The sequence below is a fragment of the Cellvibrio sp. PSBB023 genome (genome assembly GCF_002007605.1).
In the GTDB taxonomy this organism is placed as follows: Bacteria; Pseudomonadota; Gammaproteobacteria; order Pseudomonadales; family Cellvibrionaceae; genus Cellvibrio.
Genome location: NZ_CP019799.1, coordinates 2,590,182 through 2,614,868, shown reverse-complemented (window position 1 = coordinate 2,614,868; position 24,687 = coordinate 2,590,182). Strand labels below are relative to the sequence as shown.

16 protein-coding genes are annotated in these 24,687 nt (G+C 51.8%); 7 read left to right on the top strand and 9 right to left on the bottom strand.

Annotation, left to right across the window (positions count from 1 at the left end; all coding sequences use genetic code 11):
* Positions 1-10: 10 nt before the first annotated feature.
* Complete coding sequence (locus B0D95_RS11390; protein ID WP_078043997.1) at positions 11-697, top strand: DUF6445 family protein; 687 nt, start codon at positions 11-13, stop codon at positions 695-697.
* Positions 698-992: 295 nt separating this feature from the next.
* A complete protein-coding gene (locus B0D95_RS11385; RefSeq protein WP_078043995.1) occupies positions 993-3,332 on the top strand; it encodes a cellulose binding domain-containing protein in 2,340 nt (779 codons plus the stop codon).
* A gap of 86 nt (positions 3,333-3,418) precedes the next feature.
* On the opposite strand, the gene B0D95_RS20420 is transcribed toward B0D95_RS11385, so the two are convergent.
* The 6 genes from B0D95_RS20420 to B0D95_RS11360 all read right to left on the bottom strand — a co-directional run bounded on the left by B0D95_RS20420 (position 3,419) and on the right by B0D95_RS11360 (position 13,982).
* A complete protein-coding gene (locus tag B0D95_RS20420; protein ID WP_149867901.1) occupies positions 3,419-3,577 on the bottom strand; it encodes a tryptophan 7-halogenase in 159 nt (52 codons plus the stop codon).
* Positions 3,574-5,127 carry a tryptophan halogenase family protein gene (locus B0D95_RS11380; RefSeq protein ID WP_078043994.1) on the bottom strand — a complete coding sequence of 518 codons (1,554 nt, stop codon included), beginning with the start codon at positions 5,125-5,127 and terminating at the stop codon, positions 3,574-3,576. Before B0D95_RS11380 ends, B0D95_RS20420 begins: the two co-directional genes overlap by 4 nt.
* A gap of 74 nt (positions 5,128-5,201) precedes the next feature.
* Positions 5,202-8,336 (bottom strand): TonB-dependent receptor, encoded by a 3,135-nt coding sequence (locus tag B0D95_RS11375; protein WP_078043993.1) that lies wholly within the window; start codon positions 8,334-8,336, stop codon positions 5,202-5,204.
* A 338-nt stretch (positions 8,337-8,674) separates the two neighbouring features.
* On the bottom strand, positions 8,675-9,832 hold the full coding sequence (locus B0D95_RS11370; protein ID WP_078043992.1) for a glycoside hydrolase family 43 protein: 1,158 nt from the start codon (positions 9,830-9,832) through the stop codon (positions 8,675-8,677).
* A gap of 41 nt (positions 9,833-9,873) precedes the next feature.
* Positions 9,874-11,082, bottom strand: coding sequence for a D-mannonate dehydratase ManD (gene manD / locus B0D95_RS11365; protein ID WP_078043991.1), 1,209 nt, complete (start codon positions 11,080-11,082; stop codon positions 9,874-9,876).
* Positions 11,083-11,156: 74 nt separating this feature from the next.
* The gene (locus tag B0D95_RS11360; protein WP_246841588.1) at positions 11,157-13,982 is read right to left on the bottom strand and encodes a glycosyl hydrolase 115 family protein; all 2,826 of its coding nucleotides are present in this window, start codon (positions 13,980-13,982) and stop codon (positions 11,157-11,159) included.
* 427 nt (positions 13,983-14,409) lie between these two features.
* On the opposite strand from B0D95_RS11360, the gene B0D95_RS11355 reads away from it, so the two are divergent.
* Together B0D95_RS11355 and B0D95_RS11350 are read left to right on the top strand one after the other, a co-directional pair.
* Positions 14,410-14,676, top strand: coding sequence for a PepSY domain-containing protein (locus tag B0D95_RS11355; protein WP_078043989.1), 267 nt, complete (start codon positions 14,410-14,412; stop codon positions 14,674-14,676).
* Complete coding sequence (locus B0D95_RS11350) at positions 14,676-15,206, top strand: cytochrome b/b6 domain-containing protein (protein ID WP_078043988.1); 531 nt, start codon at positions 14,676-14,678, stop codon at positions 15,204-15,206. The genes B0D95_RS11355 and B0D95_RS11350 overlap by 1 nt, the downstream gene beginning before the upstream one ends.
* A 103-nt stretch (positions 15,207-15,309) precedes the next feature.
* Here B0D95_RS11350 and B0D95_RS11345 read toward each other — a convergent pair whose 3' ends face one another.
* The 3 genes from B0D95_RS11345 to B0D95_RS11335 all read right to left on the bottom strand — a co-directional run bounded on the left by B0D95_RS11345 (position 15,310) and on the right by B0D95_RS11335 (position 19,692).
* Positions 15,310-17,145, bottom strand: a complete 1,836-nt coding sequence (locus tag B0D95_RS11345; protein WP_078043987.1) for an endo-1,4-beta-xylanase — start codon at positions 17,143-17,145, stop codon at positions 15,310-15,312.
* Between the two features lie 188 nt (positions 17,146-17,333).
* Positions 17,334-18,743 carry a sugar porter family MFS transporter gene (locus tag B0D95_RS11340; protein WP_078043986.1) on the bottom strand — a complete coding sequence of 470 codons (1,410 nt, stop codon included), beginning with the start codon at positions 18,741-18,743 and terminating at the stop codon, positions 17,334-17,336.
* Between the two features lie 136 nt (positions 18,744-18,879).
* Complete coding sequence (locus B0D95_RS11335) at positions 18,880-19,692, bottom strand: NUDIX domain-containing protein (protein WP_371451795.1); 813 nt, start codon at positions 19,690-19,692, stop codon at positions 18,880-18,882.
* A 273-nt stretch (positions 19,693-19,965) separates the two neighbouring features.
* Between B0D95_RS11335 and B0D95_RS11330 the strand changes: the two genes are divergently transcribed.
* From B0D95_RS11330 to B0D95_RS11320, 3 genes are all read left to right on the top strand, one after another.
* Positions 19,966-21,450 carry a xylulokinase gene (locus B0D95_RS11330; protein WP_078043985.1) on the top strand — a complete coding sequence of 495 codons (1,485 nt, stop codon included), beginning with the start codon at positions 19,966-19,968 and terminating at the stop codon, positions 21,448-21,450.
* 91 nt (positions 21,451-21,541) lie between these two features.
* A complete protein-coding gene (gene xylA, locus B0D95_RS11325) occupies positions 21,542-22,873 on the top strand; it encodes a xylose isomerase (RefSeq protein ID WP_078043984.1) in 1,332 nt (443 codons plus the stop codon).
* Between the two features lie 247 nt (positions 22,874-23,120).
* The gene (locus tag B0D95_RS11320; RefSeq protein ID WP_168172440.1) at positions 23,121-24,680 is read left to right on the top strand and encodes a S41 family peptidase; all 1,560 of its coding nucleotides are present in this window, start codon (positions 23,121-23,123) and stop codon (positions 24,678-24,680) included.
* Positions 24,681-24,687 lie beyond the last annotated feature (7 nt).

Genomic DNA, 24,687 nt, shown 5'->3' with positions numbered 1-24,687 from the left:
AGCGTTTAGTATGCAGTTACATCCTGATTTTATATATAGGGTTGATTGGGTTGGTGATGAGCGGCAGCCAGTATTGGTTATCGATAACTTCTTAAGTGAACCGTTGGTTGCAGTTGAGTTTTGCGCGGCCCATGCGCAATTTAAGCGTGCCGATGCTTTTTATCCCGGCGTGCGCTCTCCTGCACCAGAGGTATACCTGCAAACGATTTATCACAATCTAAAGGATATAATCTACACCACCTTTTCAATCAATGATTCGATGGTGAGGAGAGTTTTTTCTGATTACTCCATGGTAATAACACCGCCTGATCAATTAAGCCTGATGCAATGTTTGCCGCATTATGACTCATTGATTACCACTGAATTGGCTGCTGTGCATTATTTGTGTGGTCGCGAGCATGGTGGTACGTCGTTTTATCGTCACAGAGATACCGGATTTGAGTATGTCGACCACAACCGCTCAGCTACTTACACAGAAAAATTAACAGATGGCATCAATAGTGCGCCTTATCGGCAAGCGTATATGAATGGCAGTAATCATTTGTTTGAGCAAATAGCCTCTTACGAGGCTGTTTTTAATCGCATGATTATTTATCGTTGCACAAGCTTGCACTCTGGCAATATCGCGCCCGATTTTTTATTTGATGCTAATCCACGCAAGGGACGATTGACGATTAATACGTTTATTGGCACATAGGTATTTCTCACGGTTTAATCGATCCTATCCTGCAATAGACGTTTTAAGATTAAAGACTGCGTTATCCAGGAGGCTACATAAAAATTATCGCTCAGATGAATCATGAAATTTGAAGCGACAGCCCAGAAAAAGATTTTTGCAAATAGTGAAACCCCCATCATTTTCCTTGCGTAGTCTCCCGCAGAACACCCTCCTTCGTCCTTGCAGATAAATCTGACTTATATACCCTGTATTGCGCTTTTTTTGTGCAGTAAAGCGAGCATCCTCGAATAAACCCAATAACGAGATCACTGCCATGAAGACAATATCGCAAGGAAAAGAATCATTACTACCGCTGTTCTGGCGCCTGAAAACCCTTCCTCCATTTCATCGCTTATGCCGACAAGTCCTGATACTGGGTTGTAGCCTATTGCTGGCATCACCGGTATTTGCCGCACGTCAGGCGGAGTATCTGGATCGCGGGGTCGTCGCCCTGCCGTCAGGCACGGGGATTTATATCGGCTGGCGTATGCTGGGCGATGATCCGGCCAATATCGGTTTCCATGTGTATCGCAATAACACCCGTATTACCGCCAGCCCGATCAGCAATTCCACCAATTACTTCGATGCCAGTGGCACTACCAGCGCGGCCTATAGCGTTCGCCCGGTGGTAAATGGGGTAGAGCTGGCGGCCAACGCGGCAAAAGCCACTTGGAGTAACCCCTACTGGCTGGTTAACCTCAATCGTCCGGCAGGTGGAACTACGCCCGCTGGCGAAGCCTATACATACTCACCCAATGACCTGAGTGTCGGCGATCTGGATGGCGACGGCCAGTATGAGATTATCGTGAAGTGGGAGCCGTCCAACGCCAAGGATAATTCCCAGAGCGGTTATACCGGCAATGTGTATGTCGATGCCTATCGCCTCAACGGTAGCCAACTGTGGCGCATTGACCTTGGGCGCAATATCCGCGCTGGTGCCCACTACACGCAATTTATCGTCTACGACCTGGACGGCGACGGGAAGGCCGAGGTGGCGATGAAAACGGCTCCCGGTACGCGTGATGCGGCGGGTAATGTGTTGGGTGGCAGCAATGCCAATACGGATTACCGCAACGCCAGTGGCTATGTGCTTTCGGGGGCGGAATACCTGACCATCTTCAACGGTCAGACCGGAGTTGCCATGGCAAGTACTGACTATGTGCCGGCGCGCGGTACCGTCAGCAGTTGGGGTGATAACTATGGCAACCGGGTGGATCGCTTCCTTGCTGGTGTTGCTTATCTTGATGGTCAGCGCCCCAGCCTGATCATGGCCCGTGGCTATTACACCCGTGCAGTGGTGGTTGCCTGGGATTGGCGCAATGGCAGTCTCAGCAGGCGCTGGACCTTTGATAGTAATAACAGCGGCAACAGCGCCGCGGCAGGTCAGGGCGCCCACTCATTGACCATTGGCGATGTAGATCAGGATGGCCGCGATGAAATTGTCTATGGCGCTGCCACCATCAACGATAACGGCACCTTGCTCTATTCCACTGGCCTTGGGCATGGCGATGCCTTGCACCTAGGGGATTTCAACCCTAACCGGCCGGGGCTGGAAGTGTTTATGGTGCATGAGTCCCCGGCCAGCTATGGTCAGCATGGCATTGAAATGCACGATGCGCGCACTGGGGCTATTGTCTGGAGTGTACAGGGTGGTGGTGATATCGGTCGCGGAGTGACTATGGATGTCGATCCACGTTATCCCGGCAACGAAAGTTGGGCTTCCACTGGCGGCCTTTATTCCGCTACCGGGCAGCAGATCACCAGCAGCAAACCGGCGAGTATCAATTTTGGCGTTTGGTGGGATGCTGACCTGCTGCGCGAGCAGTTGAACAACACCATGATTGATAAGTGGAACTACAGCAATAACACCAGCTCGCGCCTGCTCACGGCCTACAACTACGGTGCTGCCTCCAACAACGGTACCAAGGCAACGCCGGGGCTATCGGCTGACTTGTTTGGCGACTGGCGTGAAGAAGTGATCTGGCGCCATGAGAACAACAGTCAATTGTTGATTTTCACCACCACGGCAGTGACCAGCCACAAGCTACGCACGTTAATGCACGATACCCAGTACCGCACGGCTATCGCCTGGCAAAACGTGGCTTACAACCAACCCCCGCACCCGAGCTTTTTCCTGGGTGATGGTATGGCCACGCCGGCAGCGCCAGATATTTATTTTGTGGGCACTAACCCCAATGGTGGTATAGCCAGCAGCACATCAAGCAGCTCTCGCTCGTCTGTGGCGCCCTCCAGTCTGTCATCTTCTTTCAGTTCAGTGGCGAGCAGCGCCGCATCCAGCTCATCCTTAGCCAGTGGCGGCGCTTGCAGCTATGCGATTACCAACAACTGGGGCTCCGGTTTTACCGGCGCGATCCGCATCACCAATCGTGGCAGCAATGTAATTAACGGGTGGAATGTCAGTTGGACTTACAGTGGGAATACCCGCATTAGCAATAGCTGGAATGCCACTGTCAGCGGCAACAATCCCTACAGCGCCACTAACTTGGGGTGGAATGCGGCGATTCAGCCGGGGCAAACTGTCGAATTTGGTTTCCAGGGCACTTACTCCGGCAGTACAGAAACTCCGGTGATCAGTGGGGCTGTGTGTAACTGATAGGTGCATACCAAAAGAAAGGGGGGCACATGTGCCCCCTTTCTTTTGGTGCTGAAGAGCGAGAGGCGACATAGTGTCCGGCAGTGTTAGATTGCGCCTTCCCTGTTGTGTGCGGCGCAATGACGTTTGAGGTAATCCTCATGGCGCGGCAGGGCGGCAGCTGTTTTGGCGATGGCAATTTTTAAATGCTGCATCCAGCCGGAGGTGCCTCCGCCCACAATGACGACATTGTTCACCGGCTTCATCGCTGCCCGCCGGATGCGTTACGGAACCCTCTTGCCACCACTTCATTGATCAGGTCGCGGTGGCTTGGTACCGCGGCCATCGCCTTGTTGCTCTGCTGGCGAATGCTGTCGAACTCCCGCTTGGCGTCGTCATAAAACCGCAGCGCGCCAGCACGGGCGCTGATGTCGGTCTTGAAACCCATACCGTAAAGGATGTACTGCCAACTGTTTTCATCAAAAATGTCATGGCTGGCATCAATATCGAGAAAGGATGGCGGCCGGTGGCGCCATTGCTCCAGTTTGCCTTTCAGATAATCGGAGGCCGACGCGGGCGCGCGATTGTCGCGCCAAAACGCGGTGTCTGTACGCTCGCTCAAATAGTAATGCAGCTTGATAAAGTCGATCACGTGTTCAAAGCGTTTGGTCATGGCCTGATTGAACTGCTGGGCCGAACGCTCGTAATCGCCCGACCAGGGAAACAGATTGCACAGCATAAGCGCGGCAACCTCGGCAAAGCTGATGCCGGTGGCTTCCAGTGGCTCGATAAAACCCACCGATAGCCCAACACCGATACAGTTCTTGTGCCATTGGGTTTTGCGAAACCCGGCTTCAAAGGCCAGTTTCCGGTGCTGAAGATTATCGGCAGCAGGGCCTATATAGCGTTTCAAGGTGGCCAGTGCTTCATCGTCACTGCAGTAATCGGACGCATAGACATAGCCGACGCCGCGACGATTATGCAGACCGATATCCCAAATCCAGCCCGCGTCTTGCGCGGAGGTATAGGTGCAGGAGGGAATTGGCGCATCGGGCCGATCATAGGGCACCTGCATAGCCACAGCGCGGTTACAGAATAATTGATCTTTATAGGAGGTAAATTCCGAGCCCAGCGCTTCGCCGATCAGCCGCGCGCGGAACCCGGTGCAATCGATGTACAGATCGGCCTTGAGTTCACCGTGGTTACGCCCCTGCACTGAGGCGATGCCATTTTCATCAACCTTCACATCGTCGATGGTATCGATTAGCCGCTTCACGCCCATCGCCATGGCCTGACGGCATACGACTTGCGCCAGTTTTCCCGCATCAAAGTGATAGGCGTAGTTCAACGGCGCATTGTAATTAGGGTGGGTAATCAGCTTGGGCGCCAGTTTGGCGTCCACCACCCGCTCCTGTACCGTACAGGCCTCGGCCCAGGGTACGTCTCCGGCCACACCGAGCAGCCAATAGGGTAGAAGGTCCATGTCGGTATGTTGTGATGCGACCTGGAAGGGATGGAAATAGGTGTCATGGGGATCATCGGCTGGATTTTTCTTCCAGTTATTAAACCTGATGCCTTGTTTAAAGGTGGCATCGGCCTCCCGAATCAGCTCGCTTTCATCGAGGCCGATGCGACTCATGGTCTTGCGGATAATCGGGAAGGTACCCTCGCCAACGCCGAGGATACCGATTTCGTCAGACTCGACCAGCGTAATCGTTACGCCGCCGGGAGTGTCCGCCGCCAGCATCCGCGCCATATAGGCGGCGCAGATCCAACCGGCGGTTCCTCCGCCAACAATCAGAACGCTCTTGCTCATTGATGTGCCTCTTATTATGTGCTCAAGTTTGCTCAAGAGCGTCCTGCCGTGCTCAGTTAAAAGCTAGTGCTCAGTTAAAAATTAACGCCCAGGTGCAAGCCAATGCGACGGTCAGTCACAAACACCGCGCGATCAACAAAACGCCCCTGCAGGATTTCCATCTCGGTGCGCTGGTCTTCGTCGGTGATGTTTTGCACATCCAGTTTGATGTTGACGTTATCGGTCAAACGGTAGGAGATGCTGCCATCCAACCGACCGGAGGCCGCCGCGTATACCGGCATACCGAACTGGATTTGTTGCCCGTCAAACGGATCGTTATAGACGTTGGTCGTGCCCGAGTCGTTGGTGGTCGTCAAATAACGATCACGCCAGTTCCAGGCCAAACGCGCACTGAATCTATCCCAATCGTACAACAGGGTTGTCGAGTAGGCCCACTCCGACAGTCCGATCACCGGCACTTTGAGTTCATCGCCATTGATATCCTGGGCAAAGGCATCCGGCGCTTTGTTGTCGATGTAGGTGACATTCATTTCGATACCAAAGCCACTCATCCAGCCGGGTAGTGCATCAAAATAGGTGCGGCCGCCCAATTCAAAGCCGCGGATGATGGTGTCACCCTCGGCATTGAAGTTGGTCCGGCTGGTGACTGAACCGTCCAAAAAGCTGCTTCCACTGCCATCCGCCAGTGCTGATTGCGGGTAATCCCCTTCGGAGAAGAAGCCACTCGCCGGTGCTGAGAAGTTGTTGAAGGTGATGTAGTTGTCGATGGTTTTATGGAACAACGCCAGGTTCATCGAGGTGCCTTTTTTCGGGTACCACTCGAACGAGAGATCGTGGTTCAACGCGATTTCCGGCTCAAGGAACGGGTTGCCGGTGGTGTTGATATAGCCGGAGAAGATCGCTGGGATGGATACATCATCACCCGGATTGAGCGCAGCCAACTCGTCGTTGATAGGGTTTTCTGTTGTCTGAACACCGGCAATACCCTGCGCGCGGATATCCGGGTAGCGCGGCGGAGTCAGGGTTTGGGTCAGGGCGTAGCGCATAACCCAGCCTTCAGCCGGTTCAAACTTGATATTAAATGACGGCAGGAAATAATCCTTGGAGAAGCTGCCCATGCGGTCTTTTTCGTAACCCACACTCTCGCGCGTCAATGGCGGCTGCACGCCTTCGTTGGCCTCTTGCCAGGCAGCTACATTTTCCAGACCACCCATGGCTGCGACTGACGCCTGGGCATCTGCCAGGCTGGCGTAGTAGCGCGAGCCACCACTGAAGTTGAAATTGCCCTGACTGGTAATGTCGTAATTCACCCAGCGTACACCAACATTACCACTGAAATTCAGGAACCAGGCGTCGCTATCATTGGCAAACCCCACCATTGCATAGACTGACTGGGTGTCATGTTCCGTCTCATAAAAGGATGGGCGTTGGTCAAAGTTGCGGTTGCGCAGTGTGTCGTCTGTGCTGTAGAGGTAGGTGGTCGCATCCGGATTGCTGCACTGATGTTGAAGTGTAGGGCCGCAGGCCAGGTAGGTATCGTATACACGGTCGAACTGGTCGTAGGCGTTAACCTGACGCGTTCCCACCCACACCCCACCGAGCGATGGAATATCCCCTTTAAAGAAATCCGAGAATTCTTCCAGTTCAAAATCGCCTTCGGGGGCGGTGCTGACAAAGGGGCGCGTCACACCATTCCAGCCACGGCCAGTTGCCGACCACCAGGTTCCCACGAAACTATCAGACTCTTCACGGTTCGCGGCACGCCCACCCACGGCCAGTTTTTTGAAGAAACCATCGCCGATTTCAATATTGGCATCCAGTTGAATGGCATGGGCTTCGCCTTCATTCTCAGTGTCCAACCAGTTGATGCGGGAAAGCCCGGCTTGTGCTGGATCGGTTGAAAGCGGGGTTTCAAAGCTCACGATTGGCCGCTTGCCCGACATATCCATATTGATTTGCCCGATTGTCGGAATCACGGTGCTACCAAGGCTGTACTTGCCGGAACTCGATTCGGCTTTGACGTATTGATAGCTACCGCTCATGTCCCAGCTCTCGCCCTTATATTTGAAGCCGGTGCTGTGGTCGGCAGTGCGGCTGAAAGAGGGGGTGAAGCTGGAGTTGGGTGATACGCTAAGGCCCGATGTTAGATTGGGGCTGGAGATGGCGCCCTTGACGAATACGCCGTCGTTAAACACCGCACCATCAAATACACCAACGGGTGTGCCTGGTTCCACCGACAGGATTTGGCTGTCGCGGTTGCTGTCGCGTTCTGAAATAAACGTGGTATGGAATAACTCAAGATTGTCGTTCGGCGCCCACTGGAGTGCGCCGTAATAGCCATTGCGAACGCGCTCGAATTGATCCTGGCTGTAGCGTATGCCGCCTGGCACATAGACCCGCTCGCCTTCGTATTGGGTCGCGTAATAGGGCGGAACGATGATATTGCTGTCATGGGATTCGATCTTGGAGTAAGCCATATCCAGCAGCACACCGAATTCACCAAAATCCGTATCGAAACGATTCGACACCATGGCGGAGCCTGCCGGGGTGATTTCCTCGGAGTAGTCGCCATAGCTACCGGAAATCGCCGCATTGGCTTTAAAACCACTGAAGTCAAACGGCATGCGGGTCTGTAGATCGACGGTGCCGGAAACGCCGCCTTCAATCAGATCTGCACGGCTCGCCTTATAGACGGTGACCGCTTTCAGCAGCTCAGGACCCACATCCGCCCAACTGAGGCCGGAGCCGCCATTGGCAGAAAATACTTCCCGCCCATTGATCAATGTCTTGGTCTTATTCAGGCCGCGTATTTGAACGCCTGAACCTTCAAATGCAAAGCCGTCTGGCGAGCCTTCACTGCCCGCGCGGACGCGGTTCATGGTAACGCCAGGTGCGCGCTCCAGAATTTCAAGCAGGGATGTACTGGGCACTTTGCCTGCTTCATCCAGAACAAGGGAGTCAGCGACTGTATCCGAGGCGCGTTTTAGCTCCATCGCACTTTCGAGCGATTGGCGCTGGCCGGTAACAAGCGTTTCCTCGATAGGTGCTGTATCGCTGCTTTGCGTTTTAGCGGTTTTTGGTACTTGAGTCGTCTGCGCTAACAGTGCTGGCGAGCAAACCATAATGGCAGCCGCCAACAGTGAACGCCGAAAGACTCTGGTACGGCCTGTGGTGGTTTGGCTAGTAGTGTAAAAGGGATTTGTTCTCATTATTGTCTAAAGCCGCCACGTATGGCAGCGCCTCCTTGTTGATGTTTACCGCCGGTGCCTGTGCAGCACACTTGGAAAGACACCTTTGCGGTTGATTGATTATTAGAAAAATAGTGAAGCAATAACGGTGGTTGATCTTGCCTCCAATAAATAGTCACACAGACTATTTATTAGTGTCAACATTCTAGTGCTCTAGTATGCAAGTATTTTTGATATTATTTATGTGATATTTTATGGTTGCTCTGTGTACAGGCTGCTAATGTTTGCGGCCATAAAAAAATGCGCGCTGTTTTTGCAGCGCGCATTTTTGTGTTGGGGTGTGCTTGCGGTTTAAAAAATCAATTCAAATACGCATCCACCGTGCGAATGCTGCCGTCTTCGTTGTGAATTAATTCGGTGGCTTTTATGTTGCGCAAATAGGTTTTTCCGCCAGATATTTCGCTGTCGTGATAAAACAAAAACCATTTGCCGTCCACTTCCACAATCGAGTGATGAGTTGTCCAGCCCATCACTGGCATAAGCACAATACCTTGGTGGGTGAAGGGGCCGTAGGGGCTATCGCCCGTGGCGTAGGCTATGTAGTGGGTGTCGCCAGTGGAGTAGGAGAAATAGTATTTTCCGTTGAATTTGTGCAGCCAGGCGCCTTCAAAAAAGCGGCGATTGCTATCGCTACCCAGCAGCGGATTACCGGCGTTGTCGAGGATTTGTACATCGCGCGGCGCTTCGGCAAATTGCAGTAAATCGCTGCTCAAGCGCGCCACTTTGGGGGTGAGTGCGGGTTCATTGCTGGCGGGGTATTTGTCCTCGTCGACATAGCTACCGCTGCTCCAGCGCTGTAATTGCCCGCCCCAAATGCCACCAAAATACAGATAGTGACTGCCGTCGTCGTCTTTGAAGACGGCAGGGTCAATACTGAAACTGCCTTTGATGGGCTCTGGCTCGGCGGCAAATGGCCCGCTCGGGGAATCGCTGGTGGCAACGCCAATACGGAAAATGCCGTCTGTATCTTTGGCGGGGAAAAACAAAAAGAATTTGCCTTCTTTTTCCGCCGCATCCGGTGCCCAAAGCTGGCGACTGGCCCAAGGGATGTCCTCCAGTTTTAGCGCCGCGCCGTGGTCGGTGACTTCAGCCCCGTTTTCCAAGCTGCTTTTTTCCATGGCCTTTTTGTCTATGGAAAAAACGTGATAGTCCTTCATATCAAATTTATCGCCTTCGCCCGTGCTGGTGATGCCACTGTCGATATCATGGGAGGGATAAATGTACACGCGGTCATTAAAAACATGGGCCGATGGGTCGGCGCTGTAGATATGGCTCACTAGCGGTTTGCCGATAAATTTATCGTCATCTCTGGTGGCCGCACTCATAAGAGCACTGCTCGCGACGGCACTGCTGGTGGTTTCTGCGGTGCTGGGAGCGGTGGCGGTTTTATCGCCACAGCCACTGCCGAAGAGTGCGGCGCCAAGCGCCAGGACAAGAAGGTTCTTGGATCTATTCATTCGCTGCTCCGCGCATTGCGCTGGTTATTATGGATTTAGGGTTACCAGTGCCAGAGCGTACCATCTTCCAAGCGGTTTACGGGCAGACAAGCGCGTTTATAAGGGTATTTAGCCGCCAGTTTTTCATCAATGTCGACACCGTGGCCGGGTGTTTCACCGGGTGTGAAATAACCGCGCTCAAATTGATAGGCGTGGGGGAAGACCTCATCCATTTGTGCACTGTGCGCCATGTGCTCCTGAATGCCGAAGTTGGGAACCCAATAATCGAAGTGCAGCGCGGCGCCCATGCACACCGGCGACAAATCGGTCGCGCCGTGGAAACCGGTGCGCACATTAAACAGGCTGGCAAAGTCGGCAATGCGGCGCACATGGGTAATACCGCCGGCGTGCACAATGGTCGAGCGAATATAGTCGATCAGTTGGTTTTGAATCAGTTCGCGACAATCATGAATGGAGTTGAAGACTTCACCAACCGCCAATGGTGTGGTGGTGTGCTGGCGAATTAATTTGAAGGATTCCTGATTCTCTGCCGCGACAGCATCCTCCATCCAGAATAAACGGTAGGGCTCCAGATCTTTACCCAAGCGCGCAGCCTCAATAGGCGTCAGGCGGTGGTGTACATCGTGTAGCAGGTGAATGTCGTTGCCGAATTCCTTGCGCACGGCGGCAAACACTTCCGGAATAAAATTCAAATATTTTTCTGTGGACCACACTTCTACCGAAGGTAAATCGGCATCGGCGGGTTCGTAGCTTTTATCGCCCTTGGCCACGCCGTAGGTTTTTTCAATACCGGGAATACCGCATTGAATGCGAATGGCCTCGTAACCTTTTTCACGGGCTTTACGTACGGCATCCAGGGTGGAATCCAGGTCTTTGCCGTTGGCGTGAGTGTAAGTCAGGATGCGTTCGCGACTTTTACCGCCGAGCAATTGGTAGAGCGGCATATTGGCGAGCTTGGCTTTAATGTCCCACAGTGCCACATCAATTGCCGCCAGCGCCGTCATACCCACGGGGCCGCGACGCCAGTAAGCGCCGCGATAAAAAAACTGCCAGATATCTTCAATCTGTTGTGGGTCGCGACCAATCAGCGCGGGGATTAAATAATCCTCCAGATAGGACACTACGGATTTTTCGCGACCATTAAGTGTTGCATCGCCAATACCATACACACCTTGATCCGTGGTTATTTTTAAGGTGACAAAATTTCTGCCGGGGCAGGTCACAATGACTTTTGCATCAACAATTTTCATTCAATCGCATCTCAAAAAAATAGCTATAACAGAGTGTAGTTTGGCACCGCTGCCGGTGCTTTCAGGTTCGGTGCTTAATAACGTTTGCTCGGCGGTGGGCCCAGGTAACTGGGTTGTAAACCGCCGGTATCCAGCACCAGTTTTTGCAGGGTGACTGCTGGATCAAGGCTGTAAATGCGCAGTTTGTGCTGCCCGGTGCGGTCGAGCGTGTGTTTGGTTTTACCCATACGCACATCGGTACGCACCGTCTCTGCCCAAGTGGCATCGCTCATGTCTGCTATCAGGTTAACGATTTGTGCAGGTTCGTCGTCAATCGCTACGGCGTAGCGCAAACCGCGTTCGGGCATTAGCGGCCAGCTCGGTGCAAAAAAGCCATGCAGGGTAAATTCGCCGCTGCTTTGGGTATAAATATCGTATTCAAGGTAAGGCGCACTGCTGGCGTCGTTAAATTGCCAATCGCCAATCGGGTAGACCGACATTGACGACAGTGTGCGGCCATGCTCGGGAATTTTTTCCCAGCGCAAGTCATCGCGAGCCCCCTGACGACTGAAATCTTCGGCTTCAATAGCGATATAACCATCGGCCTCCGCAAATCCTTTCAGCGTTTTCTTGTTGATTGTCGCATTAAAGGTATTTACCGCGATGCTCGCACTGCCCCAACCTGTGCCGCTGATTTCTATACGGCTAGTGGCGTGACCGGCAGGTGCTTTGCGCCAGTCGATAGTGACTTCCAGTTTGGCAGTTTTATCAACTTGTATACTAGTCTTATTCAGTATAATCCACGGCGCGGTGGTTTTGGCAATTGCGGTGAAGGATTCTTTGCCTTTATTGAAGATTTCAATGGTACGCGTTTGTGTACCCAGGCGATCAAAACGCGGTAGCGCGTAGGTGCCGGGGCTTGGCCAAGCCGATCCCACACCTTCCACAGCAATGCCCATCTCCGCAGCGTTGTGCGGTTGGTAGTGATGGGTTATGGGCAGGGTATCTTCCGGCGGGTGATTCCAATGGCTGTAGCCAATATGGGATTGCGACATCATATGATTCCATTTGCCGCCCTTGAGTTGGTGATACTCCTGCTCCAGCGCGGCATCCCTGGCAAAGAGTTCGCGCACCTTGTCGGCATAGTCGTTGGTGGTGGCGCGGGTTTGCAGGGCATAAAGGTGGTTTTTGGCCTGGGCGTTATAGAGCGCGGTTATGTTGGCGCTGGCCTTGGTGGGGAATAGCACCAGTTGGTAAAACGCATCGCGCTGTGCCGCAGGTAGCTGCGCATAAATTTTTTCAGCGCGCGCTGCAAAATCCTGTATTTCTGCGGTGATACGTTCCGCTTCGCGATAGTGCAACTGGCTGTAAGTTGTGGCGTCTTGCAGTTCCGGTTTGCGGCGCAAATTGTGGCGTGTATAGCCAGTCATAATTGCCGCAATTTCGTCGGCGTGTTGCGCACCAAATTCGCGCTCAGCCCACAGGCGGGCAAATTCGGGAATGCGCTCTTTGGGCCAGGCCTCCGGGTTCCAGGCCATGTTCAGGAAAAATTCAATCGGGTACTCCATGGGCTTTAAATCGCCCACATTCACAATCCAGATCTGGTTGGCATCAAAGGTGTAGGCGAGGTGCATTTGCTCCCAAATTTTGGCGATGGAAAGAGTGTTAATCCAGCGATAGGAGCGCGGGCCGCCGACATAATCAAAGTGATAATAAACGCCAGCACCGCCACTGCGCTTGCGTTCATCGGGTGTGGGTAGCCTGCGAATATTGCCCCAGTTGTCATCGCACCAGAGCAGGATGACATCGTCCGGTACGCGCATACCGCGCTCGTAAAAACCCTGCACTTCTTTGTAGAGCGCCCAGACTTGCGGCACCTGCGTGAGCTGATCTTTGCCAAACACATCACTGATGATCTTGCGCTGGTCGCTGACGATTTTTTCCAACAGTCCGATGTTTTCACCTTCACTCATCGGCTCGTCTTGCTGGCCGCGCATACCCAGGGTGTAAACACTTTCGTAAGGCTTATTGCGCGTGGCGCCATCCACCCAAAACTTATATAAGTTTTCCGGATTTTTGGAGTATTCCCAGGGACCTTTGCCGTAGCGGTTCCACTCTTTGTCGGCGCGCATCATCGGCTCGTGGTGCGAGGTACTCATGACAATGCCATATTCATCGGCGAGGATCATATTTTGCGGATCATCGTCAGCGAAGGCGTTATTCCACATCGCCGGCCATAAAAAGTTGGCTTTTAATCGCAGCAATAATTCAAAGACATTTGCATAAAAATGATGGTTGTAATCGCCGTATTTTTCAGTGACCCAGTTTGTGAGTGCGGGCGCTTCGTCATTTAAAAAAATACCGCGGTATTTCACTTTGGGAATTTCAACAACAGTTGTTTTTTTGTCGATAAAAATAGTCGCTTTTTGTTTGACGGGCACATCGGCCCACCAATACCAGGGCGATACGCCAATCTGTTCGCTCAAGCTGTAAATACCGTACATAGTGCCGCGCTTATTGGCGCCCACAATCACCAGTGCGCGCTCCACATCGGCAAAAGGTTTCTCAATTACGGCTACCTGAAAGGCGTCCCACTGGTTACGGATGTTGCTCACATCCAACTTTTTATGGGCAATTAATTGTTCGATAAGCTCGCTATTGCCCAAGGTGCCTACCAGCACCAGCTGTTTTTGCCCAGCAAGTTGATAGCTCAGCGCAGGTTGTTTGCCGGCCACGGCGTGAATGTCGCGCTGCAAATGTGTGGCGGCGCGCTGCACACCGGGCAGCTCATTGCGATCAAGCACAATATCAATAGCGCGCTGTTGATCCACCAAGACCAGATTGCCGCGTGCGCTATTCGCCAGCCAGGATTTATCGCCCAAGGCCCAGCTGTTGTGGCAGGTAAGAGCTAGTAACAACATAACCAAATAGCGGAGGCAAAGGTGTCTTGTCAGTCGAGTGTGGCTCAACCAGAGTAAATACGGCGGCATAGGGAATTCCTCGTAGTGCGTGTGCAATCGGTCTTGGGCGATTTGAAATTACATCACAAGTATTGTGCACTTGTATACTAGTTTAATGGTGTGGATCTGTTAAGACGCACAGGCAACGCACCGGTTGACGGCAGTGTTAACTCTGGGTACTGTCTGACGCGCTCTGTGCAAACCCTGTAACACTCGCCTCGTTTGTGATGTAGGTTGCATGGGTAGTGCGGCTTACCTGCCTTATTTATCGGGCATCGAATAAACCTGTGTTGAGCGGGCGGGCAAATAACCTTTCCTTACGGTTCTTAACCTGTTGTTTTTTTAATGCTGTTTTTTCAATTATGTTTATCAATCAAGGAGAATAACTATGCGTAAACTTTTATTGGTTGCTTTGGCAATGTGTAGTGCAACTGCATTTGCCGGACCGGAATGTACCACTGCTGACAAATCCGAATGGCTCGATCAAGCTAAATTCCAAGAGCAATTAAAAGAGCAGGGTTACGAGATCAAAGTATTTAAAGTTACCGACGGTAACTGCTATGAAATTTATGGCTGGAACAGCGACAAGAAAAAAGTAGAGATTTATTTTAACCCGGTGACTGGTGCGCCAGTAAAAGAGGAAATTGAAGACTAATGTCCGCACCGGCTAAGACTCTCTGGGACCCGCTGGTTCGGCTTTTCCATTGGTCCATTGCGTTTATTTTTATCGCTAATTATTTTTTTAATGAAGCGGGTGACGACTGGCATCAATGGTTGGGTTATGTAGCGGTTGGTTGGCTTGTGGTGCGATTTGTGTGGGGCTTTCTTGGCAAGGGCGCTGCGCGGTGGGCCGATTTTTTTCCAACGCCTTCACGTCTCGCCAGTCACATTGGCGCCCTGCGTCAGGGAAAGCCTTTTCATCGCATGGGGCATTCCCCGCTAGGCGCTCTGGTAATGATCCTGATGATGATCTGCATGCTGTTGTTAGGCGTGACAGGTTACATGATGGAGGAAATTGATTATTTCTGGGGTGTCGATTGGGTGGAAACCCTGCACGGATGGATGGCCGATGGCTTGCTGGCATTGGTACTGCTGCATGTGACTGCGGCGTTGGTAGAAAGTTATCGCCTCAAGGAAAACTTGCCGCTGTCCATGGTCACCGGTAAGCGGCGACCACTGGAATAAGTTTGTTTCATCACACTTTCTGCAATAAGCACCAATAAAAAACGCCAGCGAATTTGCTGGCGTTTTTTTATTGCGGTGTTATTTATTGCGCTTTTTTGATTGCTTAGTTGCACGCAGCGCCTTGTAAACCATCGGCAAATCCACGCAGGGCAGGTTTGTCGTTGTAGTTATTGTCAAACAATAATGGCCAGGCAATTGCTTCACCGTTGTAGGCGGCTGTTGCTGTTGTGAGCCATGTGTTGGCATCGGTGGTGCCCCACACACTAATACCTCCGCGCTGGGCTGCGGGCACGGTGTCCATATAAGCCTTCACGATTTCGCAGTAGCGTTTTTGTTGTGCCAGAGCGACAGTGTTGGTGAAGCTAGTAATTTTGTTGCCCGGCCAGCCGCCGCTGTAGGGATTGTTTACCGCTACATCCAGTTCGGTAATTTTTACTTTCAGGCCTTTATCCACCACTTTTTTCATCGCTGCGCTAATGCTGGCAATGCTCGGGTAATCCATAAATACGTGCATTTGGAAACCTACACCATCAATTGGAATTTCACGTGTTTGGAAATCGGTGATCATCTCAATAAGCTTGGTTGTTTTGGCATTGTTTTGATCGATGTTGTAATCGTTGTAGTAGAGAATCGCACTGGGATCAGCGGCGCGTGCAGCCTGGAAAGCCTTTTCTATATACACTGAGCTGTTGCCGCTTTTTACATAGAAAGTGGAATCGGTAGTGCGGAAGTTGGATGGGGTGCCATCGTTCAGCGCTTCGTTCACAACATCCCAGCTCACTACATTTCCCTTGGCTTTGAAGTGGGTTACCACTTGCGTCACATGGTCCTCAACCTCAGCGATAAAATCTGCTGCCGAGCCGCTCCAGTTTTTCATGAAGCCAGGCACTTGATAGTCTGAATGCCAAACCAGCGCGTGGCCGTGCACGTTGATATTGTTGTCTTTGGCGTAATCCACAAAGGTGTCCGCATTGGTGAACGAGAAGTTACCATTGCCGGGCTGCAGGTAGCTCATTTTCATGATGTTGCCTGCCGTCATCTCGCCAAAATGTTTTTCCACCACGGCTTGTTCCGAGGTATTGGTCACGATGTTAAAGTTCGAATTGTCGTTGTTGGTGACCGCCGCGCCAATCGGGAATGCGGCCAAGGCTTGCAATCGGGTCACATTGGCAGAGTAAACGCTACCGGTGCTGGAGCTTTGTGCTGATGAGCTGCTGCTCGCCTGTGGCAAAGTGATAGTCACGCTTTTGATGGTCACGGTACCGGCGGGAGTGCCCTTGGCTTGTACGCCGACTTGTACGTCGTTTTCGGTCTGGTTGAATTTGCCGGCTTCGCTGATGGTGCAATTAATAGTGACGTCGGTATTGGCGATCAGTTGTTCATTACCAGACCAACAATTCCACTCGCCGTCCCACTCCCCATCTTTGATCTGGGCAAAGATTTGCAGATTGGCGGCACTGGTTTTGTATTCGCTGCTTACATTTACCACCATCTCGATGATGGCATTTTCCAGTTGAATGGGTTTGAACACATCGGTCACGGCGCCGATGGCATCGCCAGTTGGTGCAAACGCCACACCATCACTGTTGTAGGTAATTCCACTATTGTTTGCGCCATTGCCGCGCCAGCCGCTGCTCATATCCAGTGTGAGGCGAGTGGGTTCCGCTGGGGTGCTGCTGGACATTACAGAACTGGGGGCTTCTGACGATTGAGCTGCCGACGAAGGTGCCTCAGAAGAGAGGGCCTCAGAAGAGGGTGTAGCGGATGCAGATGTTGTCGATGACACCTCACTTGATGACACGGCTGCACTGGATGGTGCGGATGAGGAGAGCGAGCTGCTGCTGGGGTTATTAGGGCTGGGTGAGTTGCTGCTGCCACCACAGGCGCTGAGTAAAAGTGATGCAAGAGAAAGGCAAAGGATTGGTTGAATGTAACGCATAAGAACGACCTGCTATGTTATGGATTATTGTTGTGGTCAATAAAACCATAAGTCGCAAGTGTTTGTATACTGGTCAATAATGGGTTTTTAGGGGTTTTGTTGTATTTATTTGATGGCGACAAGAAAACTAATTCCATGCATAAAAAAACCACCCGAAGGTGGTTTTTTGAAGCAAAAAACGCAGTGAATTATCCTTCCATTTGTTCCAGCTCTTTGCCTTTGGTTTCCTTGATGTACCACATCACAAAGAACACCGAGAAGAGTGAGAAGAAGGTGTAAATGCTATAGGCGCCCGCTAAACCAATCGCTGAAGCGAGCAGCATCGGGAATGTCCAGGTGATCAGGAAGTTCGCGCCCCATTGCGCCAAGCCAGCAACGGCCAGCGCAGAGCCGCGCATTTGGTTGGGGAACATCTCGCCGAGCATGATCCACACTACAGGGCCCCAGGACATATTAAAAAACACCACGTACACATTGGCCGCAATCAGTGCCAGCAGACCGTCGGATGCAGAGAGTTGCAGTTTGCCGGCGGCATCAACCGGTGCATTAGCAAAGGCATAGGCCACCAGTGCCAGGGTGATGGTCATGCCCACAGAGCCAAACCACAGCAGGGGTTTGCGACCAATTTTATCCACCAGGAAGAAGGTAATAAAACAGGCACCAATACTTACCGCACCGGAAATAACGTTGGTAAACAGTGCGTCGCTTTCCGAGAAGCCAGCCGCTTGCCAGAGCACCGATCCGTAGTAAAACACCACGTTAATACCTACAAACTGTTGCAGCACTACCAGCCCAAAACCCACCCACACAATGGGGCGAATTTTGCGCGTGGTTTTATCCAGCAGATCGGTGAAACTGGGTTTGTGATCGTGCGCTAATGTGTCGTAAATCTCTTTTACTTTGGCATCAGCACCTTTGTCGCCATAGAGCTTGGCGAGCACTACTTTGGCTTTGTCATTTTTGCCGTGGGCGACCAAAAAGCGCGGGCTTTCGGGGATCAGGAACAGGGCAAGGAAGAAGATGAATGCCGGAATTAACTCCATCCAGAACATCCAGCGCCAGGTTTCATAACCCAACCACAGCGTGGAGGTAGAGCTGCCTGCGGTTTCAGCCAGTTGGTAGTTGCTGAGGAAGGAGAAGAACAGGCCGCTGATAATAGCAATCTGCTGGATTGAGCTGAGTTTGCCACGGTATTTTGCTGGCGCCACTTCGCTGATGTAAGCCGGGCAAATAATACTGGCCGCACCCACCGCCAAACCGCCAATCACGCGGTAGATAATAAATTCGACCGAGCCGGTCGCTATGCCTGAACCCCAGGCAGAAATGATAAACAGAATGGACGAGACCATCAGTACCCACCAGCGGCCATATTTGTCGGCCCATTGCCCGGCAAAAAAGGCGCCTAGTGCACAGCCCAGCAACATGGATGACACGCTAAAACCGGTACCCATGGAGTTGGAGTTAAAGGCTTTTTGCAGGCCATCGACGGTGCCGTTAATCACGCCGCTGTCATAACCAAACAAGAATCCGCCAATGGTGGCGATCAAGCTAATCAAAATGACAAACGACATGTTTGCCTGTTGGTTGGTCTCGTTCATGTGTGTACCTGTTATTGAAATTATGGTCTTGCAAAAAGGCGCCGGTGTGGAGCCGGCGCCTTGGGTAGCGATGAATACTAATGCATTATGGTTTTATTGACTATATCGCAAGGGTGAGTGGGAAAAATCCACACAATCAGATTTCAAATGCAAATCCGGATTCGCTCAGGTGTTTGTAAGCCTCGGCGTCAAAGCGGTAGAGGCTGGCCGCGCGGTGCGGCACGCCCTGCTGTTTTTCATTACAGGGGCTGAGCAGGTTCATCTTCATGATCTTGCGGCGGAAGTTGGGTTTATCCAGCTTGGTGTTGAGGATCGCCTCGTAGAGCGCCTGCAGTTGTAACAGGGTGAATTTTTCCGGCAAGAGGTTGAAACCGATCGGTTGATGGCACACCTGGTGGCGCAGCACTTTTAAGCCGTGGGCGACAATTTCCGCATGGTCGTATACCAACTCGGGCAATTTGTTCACGCTCTGCCAGCTCACATCCGCCGCGCTTTGGCCGGCGACCAGGGAAAACTTGTCAGCGCTCACCAGTGCGTAATAGGCGATGGTTACAACGCGCTCGCTCGGGAAGCGGTCGACACGGCCAAAGGTTTTGAGTTGTTCCAGAAACAGGTCGCGAATCCCGGTCAGTTCTTCCAGCAAACGATAGGCCGCATCGCGCAGGTTTTCGTCATAGCGAATCCAGCCACCGGGCAGTGCCCACTTGCCTTGGTGCAGCGGGTCCGTTTGTTTGACGAGCAGGATTTTCAGCTCATCGTTATCCAGACCAAAAATCAGGTTGTCGATGGAGAGTGCCTTAATGACATTTTCCTGAAGATGGAGGGCGTTATGGGTGTTGAGACTGCCGGGAATATGGTTATTAGGCACGAGCAATGTCCTCAGGGGCTTTGCGTTTGGTTGATGGGAATCCATGGTTGAGCGCAACTGATCGGCTCTGGTTGCCAGCATTGTATAAGCCATGTTGGCAATGGTCGAGTCTTAGATAGTGGCACCTATTTCCTTTCTTATAGTCTATGTTCGGGCCGATTTGGTGGTTTCTTCATCATTTTGTGTGCAAGGCTTTATAAAAATTAACGCAAGCTCTCTTGTTGTCAGTTGGACAATAAGATATTCTGGTCACATCAGCAGATGCCTTGGGATTTGGTCTATGCCAAGTGCCCAGGCGTACGCACATAGTTAACTTACAAAATCGTTATAAACCCCAATAAAGAAAGAGTCCCTATGTTGTTTCTTGGTATTGATATTGGCAGCTCCTCGGTGAAGTTATCGGTACTCGATGGTGTAACCGGTAAAAGCCTGGGTGCGCTTTCCCACCCTGAGTCCGAGTTGGCAATCGCCAGCCCCGCTGTGGGTTTCGCCGAACAAAACCCCGATACCTGGTGGGATTGTGTGCGTCAGGGCTTGGTGCGTTTGGTCGCGCGCGACAACATCAAGCTGGATCAAATTGATGCCATTGGTATTTCCTACCAAATGCACGGTTTGGTGGTAGTGGACAGCAATCAACAGGTATTGCGTCCATCGATTATCTGGTGCGACAGCCGCGCAGTGCCTCTGGGCGAAAAAGCGCTGGCCGAGTTGGGGCGCGATTACTGCTTTGACCATCTGTTGAATTCTCCGGGCAATTTCACCGCCGCCAAGTTGCGCTGGGTGCAGGAAAACCAACCGGATATTTTTGCCCGTATCCATAAAATCATGCTGCCTGGCGATTTTATTGCGATGAAATTGTCCGGCGTGATTAACACCACCGCCTCCGGCTTGTCTGAAGGCACCTTGTGGGATTTCAAAGAGAATCGCATCGCCACTGAATTGCTAGCCCACTGGGGCATTTCGACAGATGTGATTCCTGATGTAGTGCCAAGTTTTGGTGTGCAATCCATTGTGAGCGATGCGGTTGCCGCTGAATTGGGGCTGCGCAAAGGCGTGAAAATTTGTTACCGCGCGGGCGATCAACCTAACAATGCCTTCAGTCTGAATGTGTTGGAACCGGGCGAAGTTGCAGCCACAGCGGGCACCTCCGGAGTGATTTACGGTGTAACCGATCAGCCAGCGGCGGATGTGGAATCCCGTGTGAATACCTTCTTGCACGTAACCAATACCGACGCGCAAAAGCGTAACGGTGTGCTGGTGTGTGTGAATGGTTGTGGTCGTTTGTATTCCTGGCTGCGTCAAACACTCGCCGAAGGTGGTTCTACCCCCTCGTATCCGCAACTGAATGCACTGGCGCAAGCCGTGCCAGTAGGTAGTGAAGGGTTGTTGTTCCACCCTTTTGGCAATGGTGCTGAACGTATTTTTCAAAATAAAAATTTGGGCGCACAGCTGCGCAACCTGGATTTCAACCGTCATGGTTTGGGTCATATGGTGCGCGCGGCACAAGAGGGAATCGTGTTTTCGCTCAATCAAGGGTTCGATGTATTGAAGTCCTTGGGCGGTAGTTGCGATGTGGTTCGCGCCGGTAAGGGCAATATGTTTTTGAGTGATGTGTTTGCGCAAACCTTTGCCAACACCACGCAAGCAGCGGTAGAGATGTTTGAAACCGATGGTGCAGAAGGCGCCGCGCGCGCCGCTGCATTAGGTAGTGGTTATTACGCATCGGCGAGTGAAGCGTTTACCGGCTTAACCCGCTTGAGCGTTATTGAACCGGAAGCGCAATTGTTTGCTGAATATCAGGATGCTTATCAAGCGTGGTGTGAATTATTGCCACGTTAATACGCGGTGTCGCGTGGCCAACAGGCCGTGTGATGTGCGCATGATTAGCGTGAATTAACGTGATGTATTGAAAAACCATAAGGTGAAAAATATGAGTATTGTTCTCGGTAGTAAAGAATACTTTCCCGGTGTCGGTAAGATCGGCTTTGAAGGCCCTGATTCCGATAATCCATTGGCATTTAAATACTACGACGAGAATCGTGTAGTAGCCGGTAAAACCCTGAAAGAGCATTTGCGTTTTGCTACCTGCTACTGGCACAGCTTCTGCGGCGCAGGTCATGATCCTTTTGGTCCAGGCACTAAAATTTTCCCATGGGCAGCAACACCAGATCCCATCGCACGCGCACATGAAAAAATGGATGCGGCGTTTGAATTTATCACCAAGTTGGGCACTCCTTACTACTGCTTCCACGATGTGGATTTGGTAGATGAAGGTGCAACTCGTGCGGAAACCTCCCAGCGCTTGCAAACCATCGTTGAATACGCCAAGCAAAAACAAGCGGCATCTGGCGTGAAATTGTTGTGGGGTACTGCCAACCTGTTCTCCAACCCACGTTACATGAACGGCGCATCAACTAACCCTGACTTCAACGTAGTGGCTTATGCCGGTGCGCAATTGAAAGATGCGATTGATGCAACTATCGCCCTCGGCGGCGAGAACTATGTGTTCTGGGGCGGTCGTGAAGGTTACATGAGCTTGCTCAATACCGACATGAAACGCGAACAAGAACACATGGCGCGCTTCCTGACCATGGCTCGCGATTACGCGCGCGCGCAAGGCTTTAAAGGTTACTTCTTCATCGAGCCAAAGCCGATGGAGCCTTCAAAGCACCAATACGATTTCGATGCTGAAACTGTTATTGGTTTCTTGCGTCATCACGGTTTGGATAAAGATTTCAAATTAAATTTGGAAACCAACCACGCGACCCTCGCTGGTCACACCATGTGTCACGACATGCAAGCCGCTGCTAACGCGGGCATGTTGGGTTCATTGGATGCCAACCGTGGCGATTACCAAAATGCATGGGATACCGACCAGTTCCCTTACAACATCAACGAAACTGTTGAGATGATGTTGGTATTCCTGCGCGCTGGCGGCCTGCAAGGTGGCGGCGTGAACTTCGATGCGAAAGTGCGTCGTAACTCTCCAGATCCAGTGGATATGTTCTACGGCCATATCGGTGGTATGGACACTTTCGCTCGCGCCCTGATTATCGCCGACAGCCTGATCCAGCAGTCACCCTTGGAAGGCATGCGCAAAGATCGTTACTCATCATTCGATGCAGGCAACGGCGCTGCCTATGAGCAAGGCAAGCTGACCCTGCAACAATTGGCCGACATAGGTAACAAGGGTGGCGAAATCACTCTGCAGAGCGGCCGCCAGGAGCTCTACGAAAACATTATCAACCGTTACATTCGTTAAACTGTAACTGATTAAACTTGCAAAGCCTCTGCCGCTAGTGCGCCTGTGTATTCAGGTGTAGCTAGCGGTTTTTTTTGCCCTCCGTTTCGCATCCCGCCTTTACTGGGCTGGCGTCTTATCCATTGCTCTTTTATGCTGGCACCCGGTCTGGCTCCGAATGGTCGCTGCTCTGGCGCTATGGGGACGTGAAGACCAAAAGGAATCTCAAATGAATAATCCAAAAGGTGGATGTGGGAGAACAGCAGCAATGACAAGATCTCGGCAGTTGATTCGCGGTATTGCCGCAACAGGAATGGCGCTAGTGTTAAGCGCCTGTGGTGGTGGCGACAGCCAGGTGTTGGGTCCGAAGGAAACCAGTACGACCGGCGGCAGTAACAACAGCGGCTGGGTTGCTGGTGTTTACAAGGCATCGGCCAATTTCAAGCACCTGTGCGAAGTGCCGCGCACCGGACGTAGTGCGTTTACCGGCATCACCTTCCCTGACAAGCGCGGTACACGCACAAATGAGAAGGATTTTTTGCGGGCCTGGACCAATGAAACCTATTTATGGTTTGACGAAGTCACTGACCGATCTCCTGCCATCGACAGCCAAACACCGCAGGATTACTTCCTGCTGTTAAAAACCAATCGCACAACCAATTCTGGTGCCCCCAAAGATAACTTCCACTTTTACGAACCCACCGAGGATGCAGAAGCCTGGGAGGCGGGTATCAGTTATGACTATGGCCTGCGTCTGAAGGTCTATTCCACAGTGCCGCCCCGTCGTTATTACATCGCCTATGTGGAGCACAATTCACCGGCCGCTGCAGCGGGTGTACAGCGTGGTGATCGCATTTTAAAAATCGATTCCTATGATCTGGTCACCGACGAGAGCGACGCCGGGTTAAATGCGTTGAATGAAGGATTATTTCCCAGTGTGTTGGGTGCAGCACATAATTTTGAATTGCAAGCGGTGGATGGCACGCTCAAAACAGTCACCTTGCAATCGGCGCAGGTGGAAAGCAGCACTGTGCATCAGGCGACTGTATTGGAGACCGATACAGGCAGTGTCGGCTATATGGTATTTAATTCCCACGTTGAAAAATCGCAAGATGAATGGGTTGTTGCCATCAATCAATTCAAACAGGCTGGTGTCAGCGATTTAATTCTGGACTTGCGTTACAACGGTGGCGGTTTGTTATCTATCGCCAGTTTGGCGTCTTACATGATTGCGGGCAGCAATGTGCAAGACAAAGTATTTTATGAACAAATCCAGAATTCCAAACAGGCGCGTTTGGAACCCTTTCCCTTTTTGGATGAGGGGCTCTATGGGCTAAATAAAAATGTGGCGCTGCCTACGCTCAATTTAAATCGCGTTTACATACTCACAGCTGAGTCAACCTGTTCGGCCAGTGAGGCCATTATTAATGGCTTGCGTGGGGCGAATGTGCAGGTGTTTTTAATCGGCGCAACCACTTGTGGCAAACCCTATGGTTTTTATCCGGAAGATAATTGCGGCACAACCTACTACACCATCCAATTAAAAGGCGCTAATGCCAAAGGCTTTGGTGAATACAGCGATGGTTTTATTCCATCGACCAGTGACAACGGTGAAACACTGGTAAAAGGTTGTCGTGTGACCGATGATTTGGAGCATGCACTGGGTGATCGCAGTGAGGCCTTATTGGCAACCGCACTCCGGTATCGCGATACCGGCAGTTGTGCATCCGCGGTCACGCGCAGCTTGCAAAAAACACAGGGCATATCCGGCAGTGGCGAATTGCTCGCGCCTGAAACGCGAAAAATTCTGGTATTGGATCGCCCGTAAATAACCG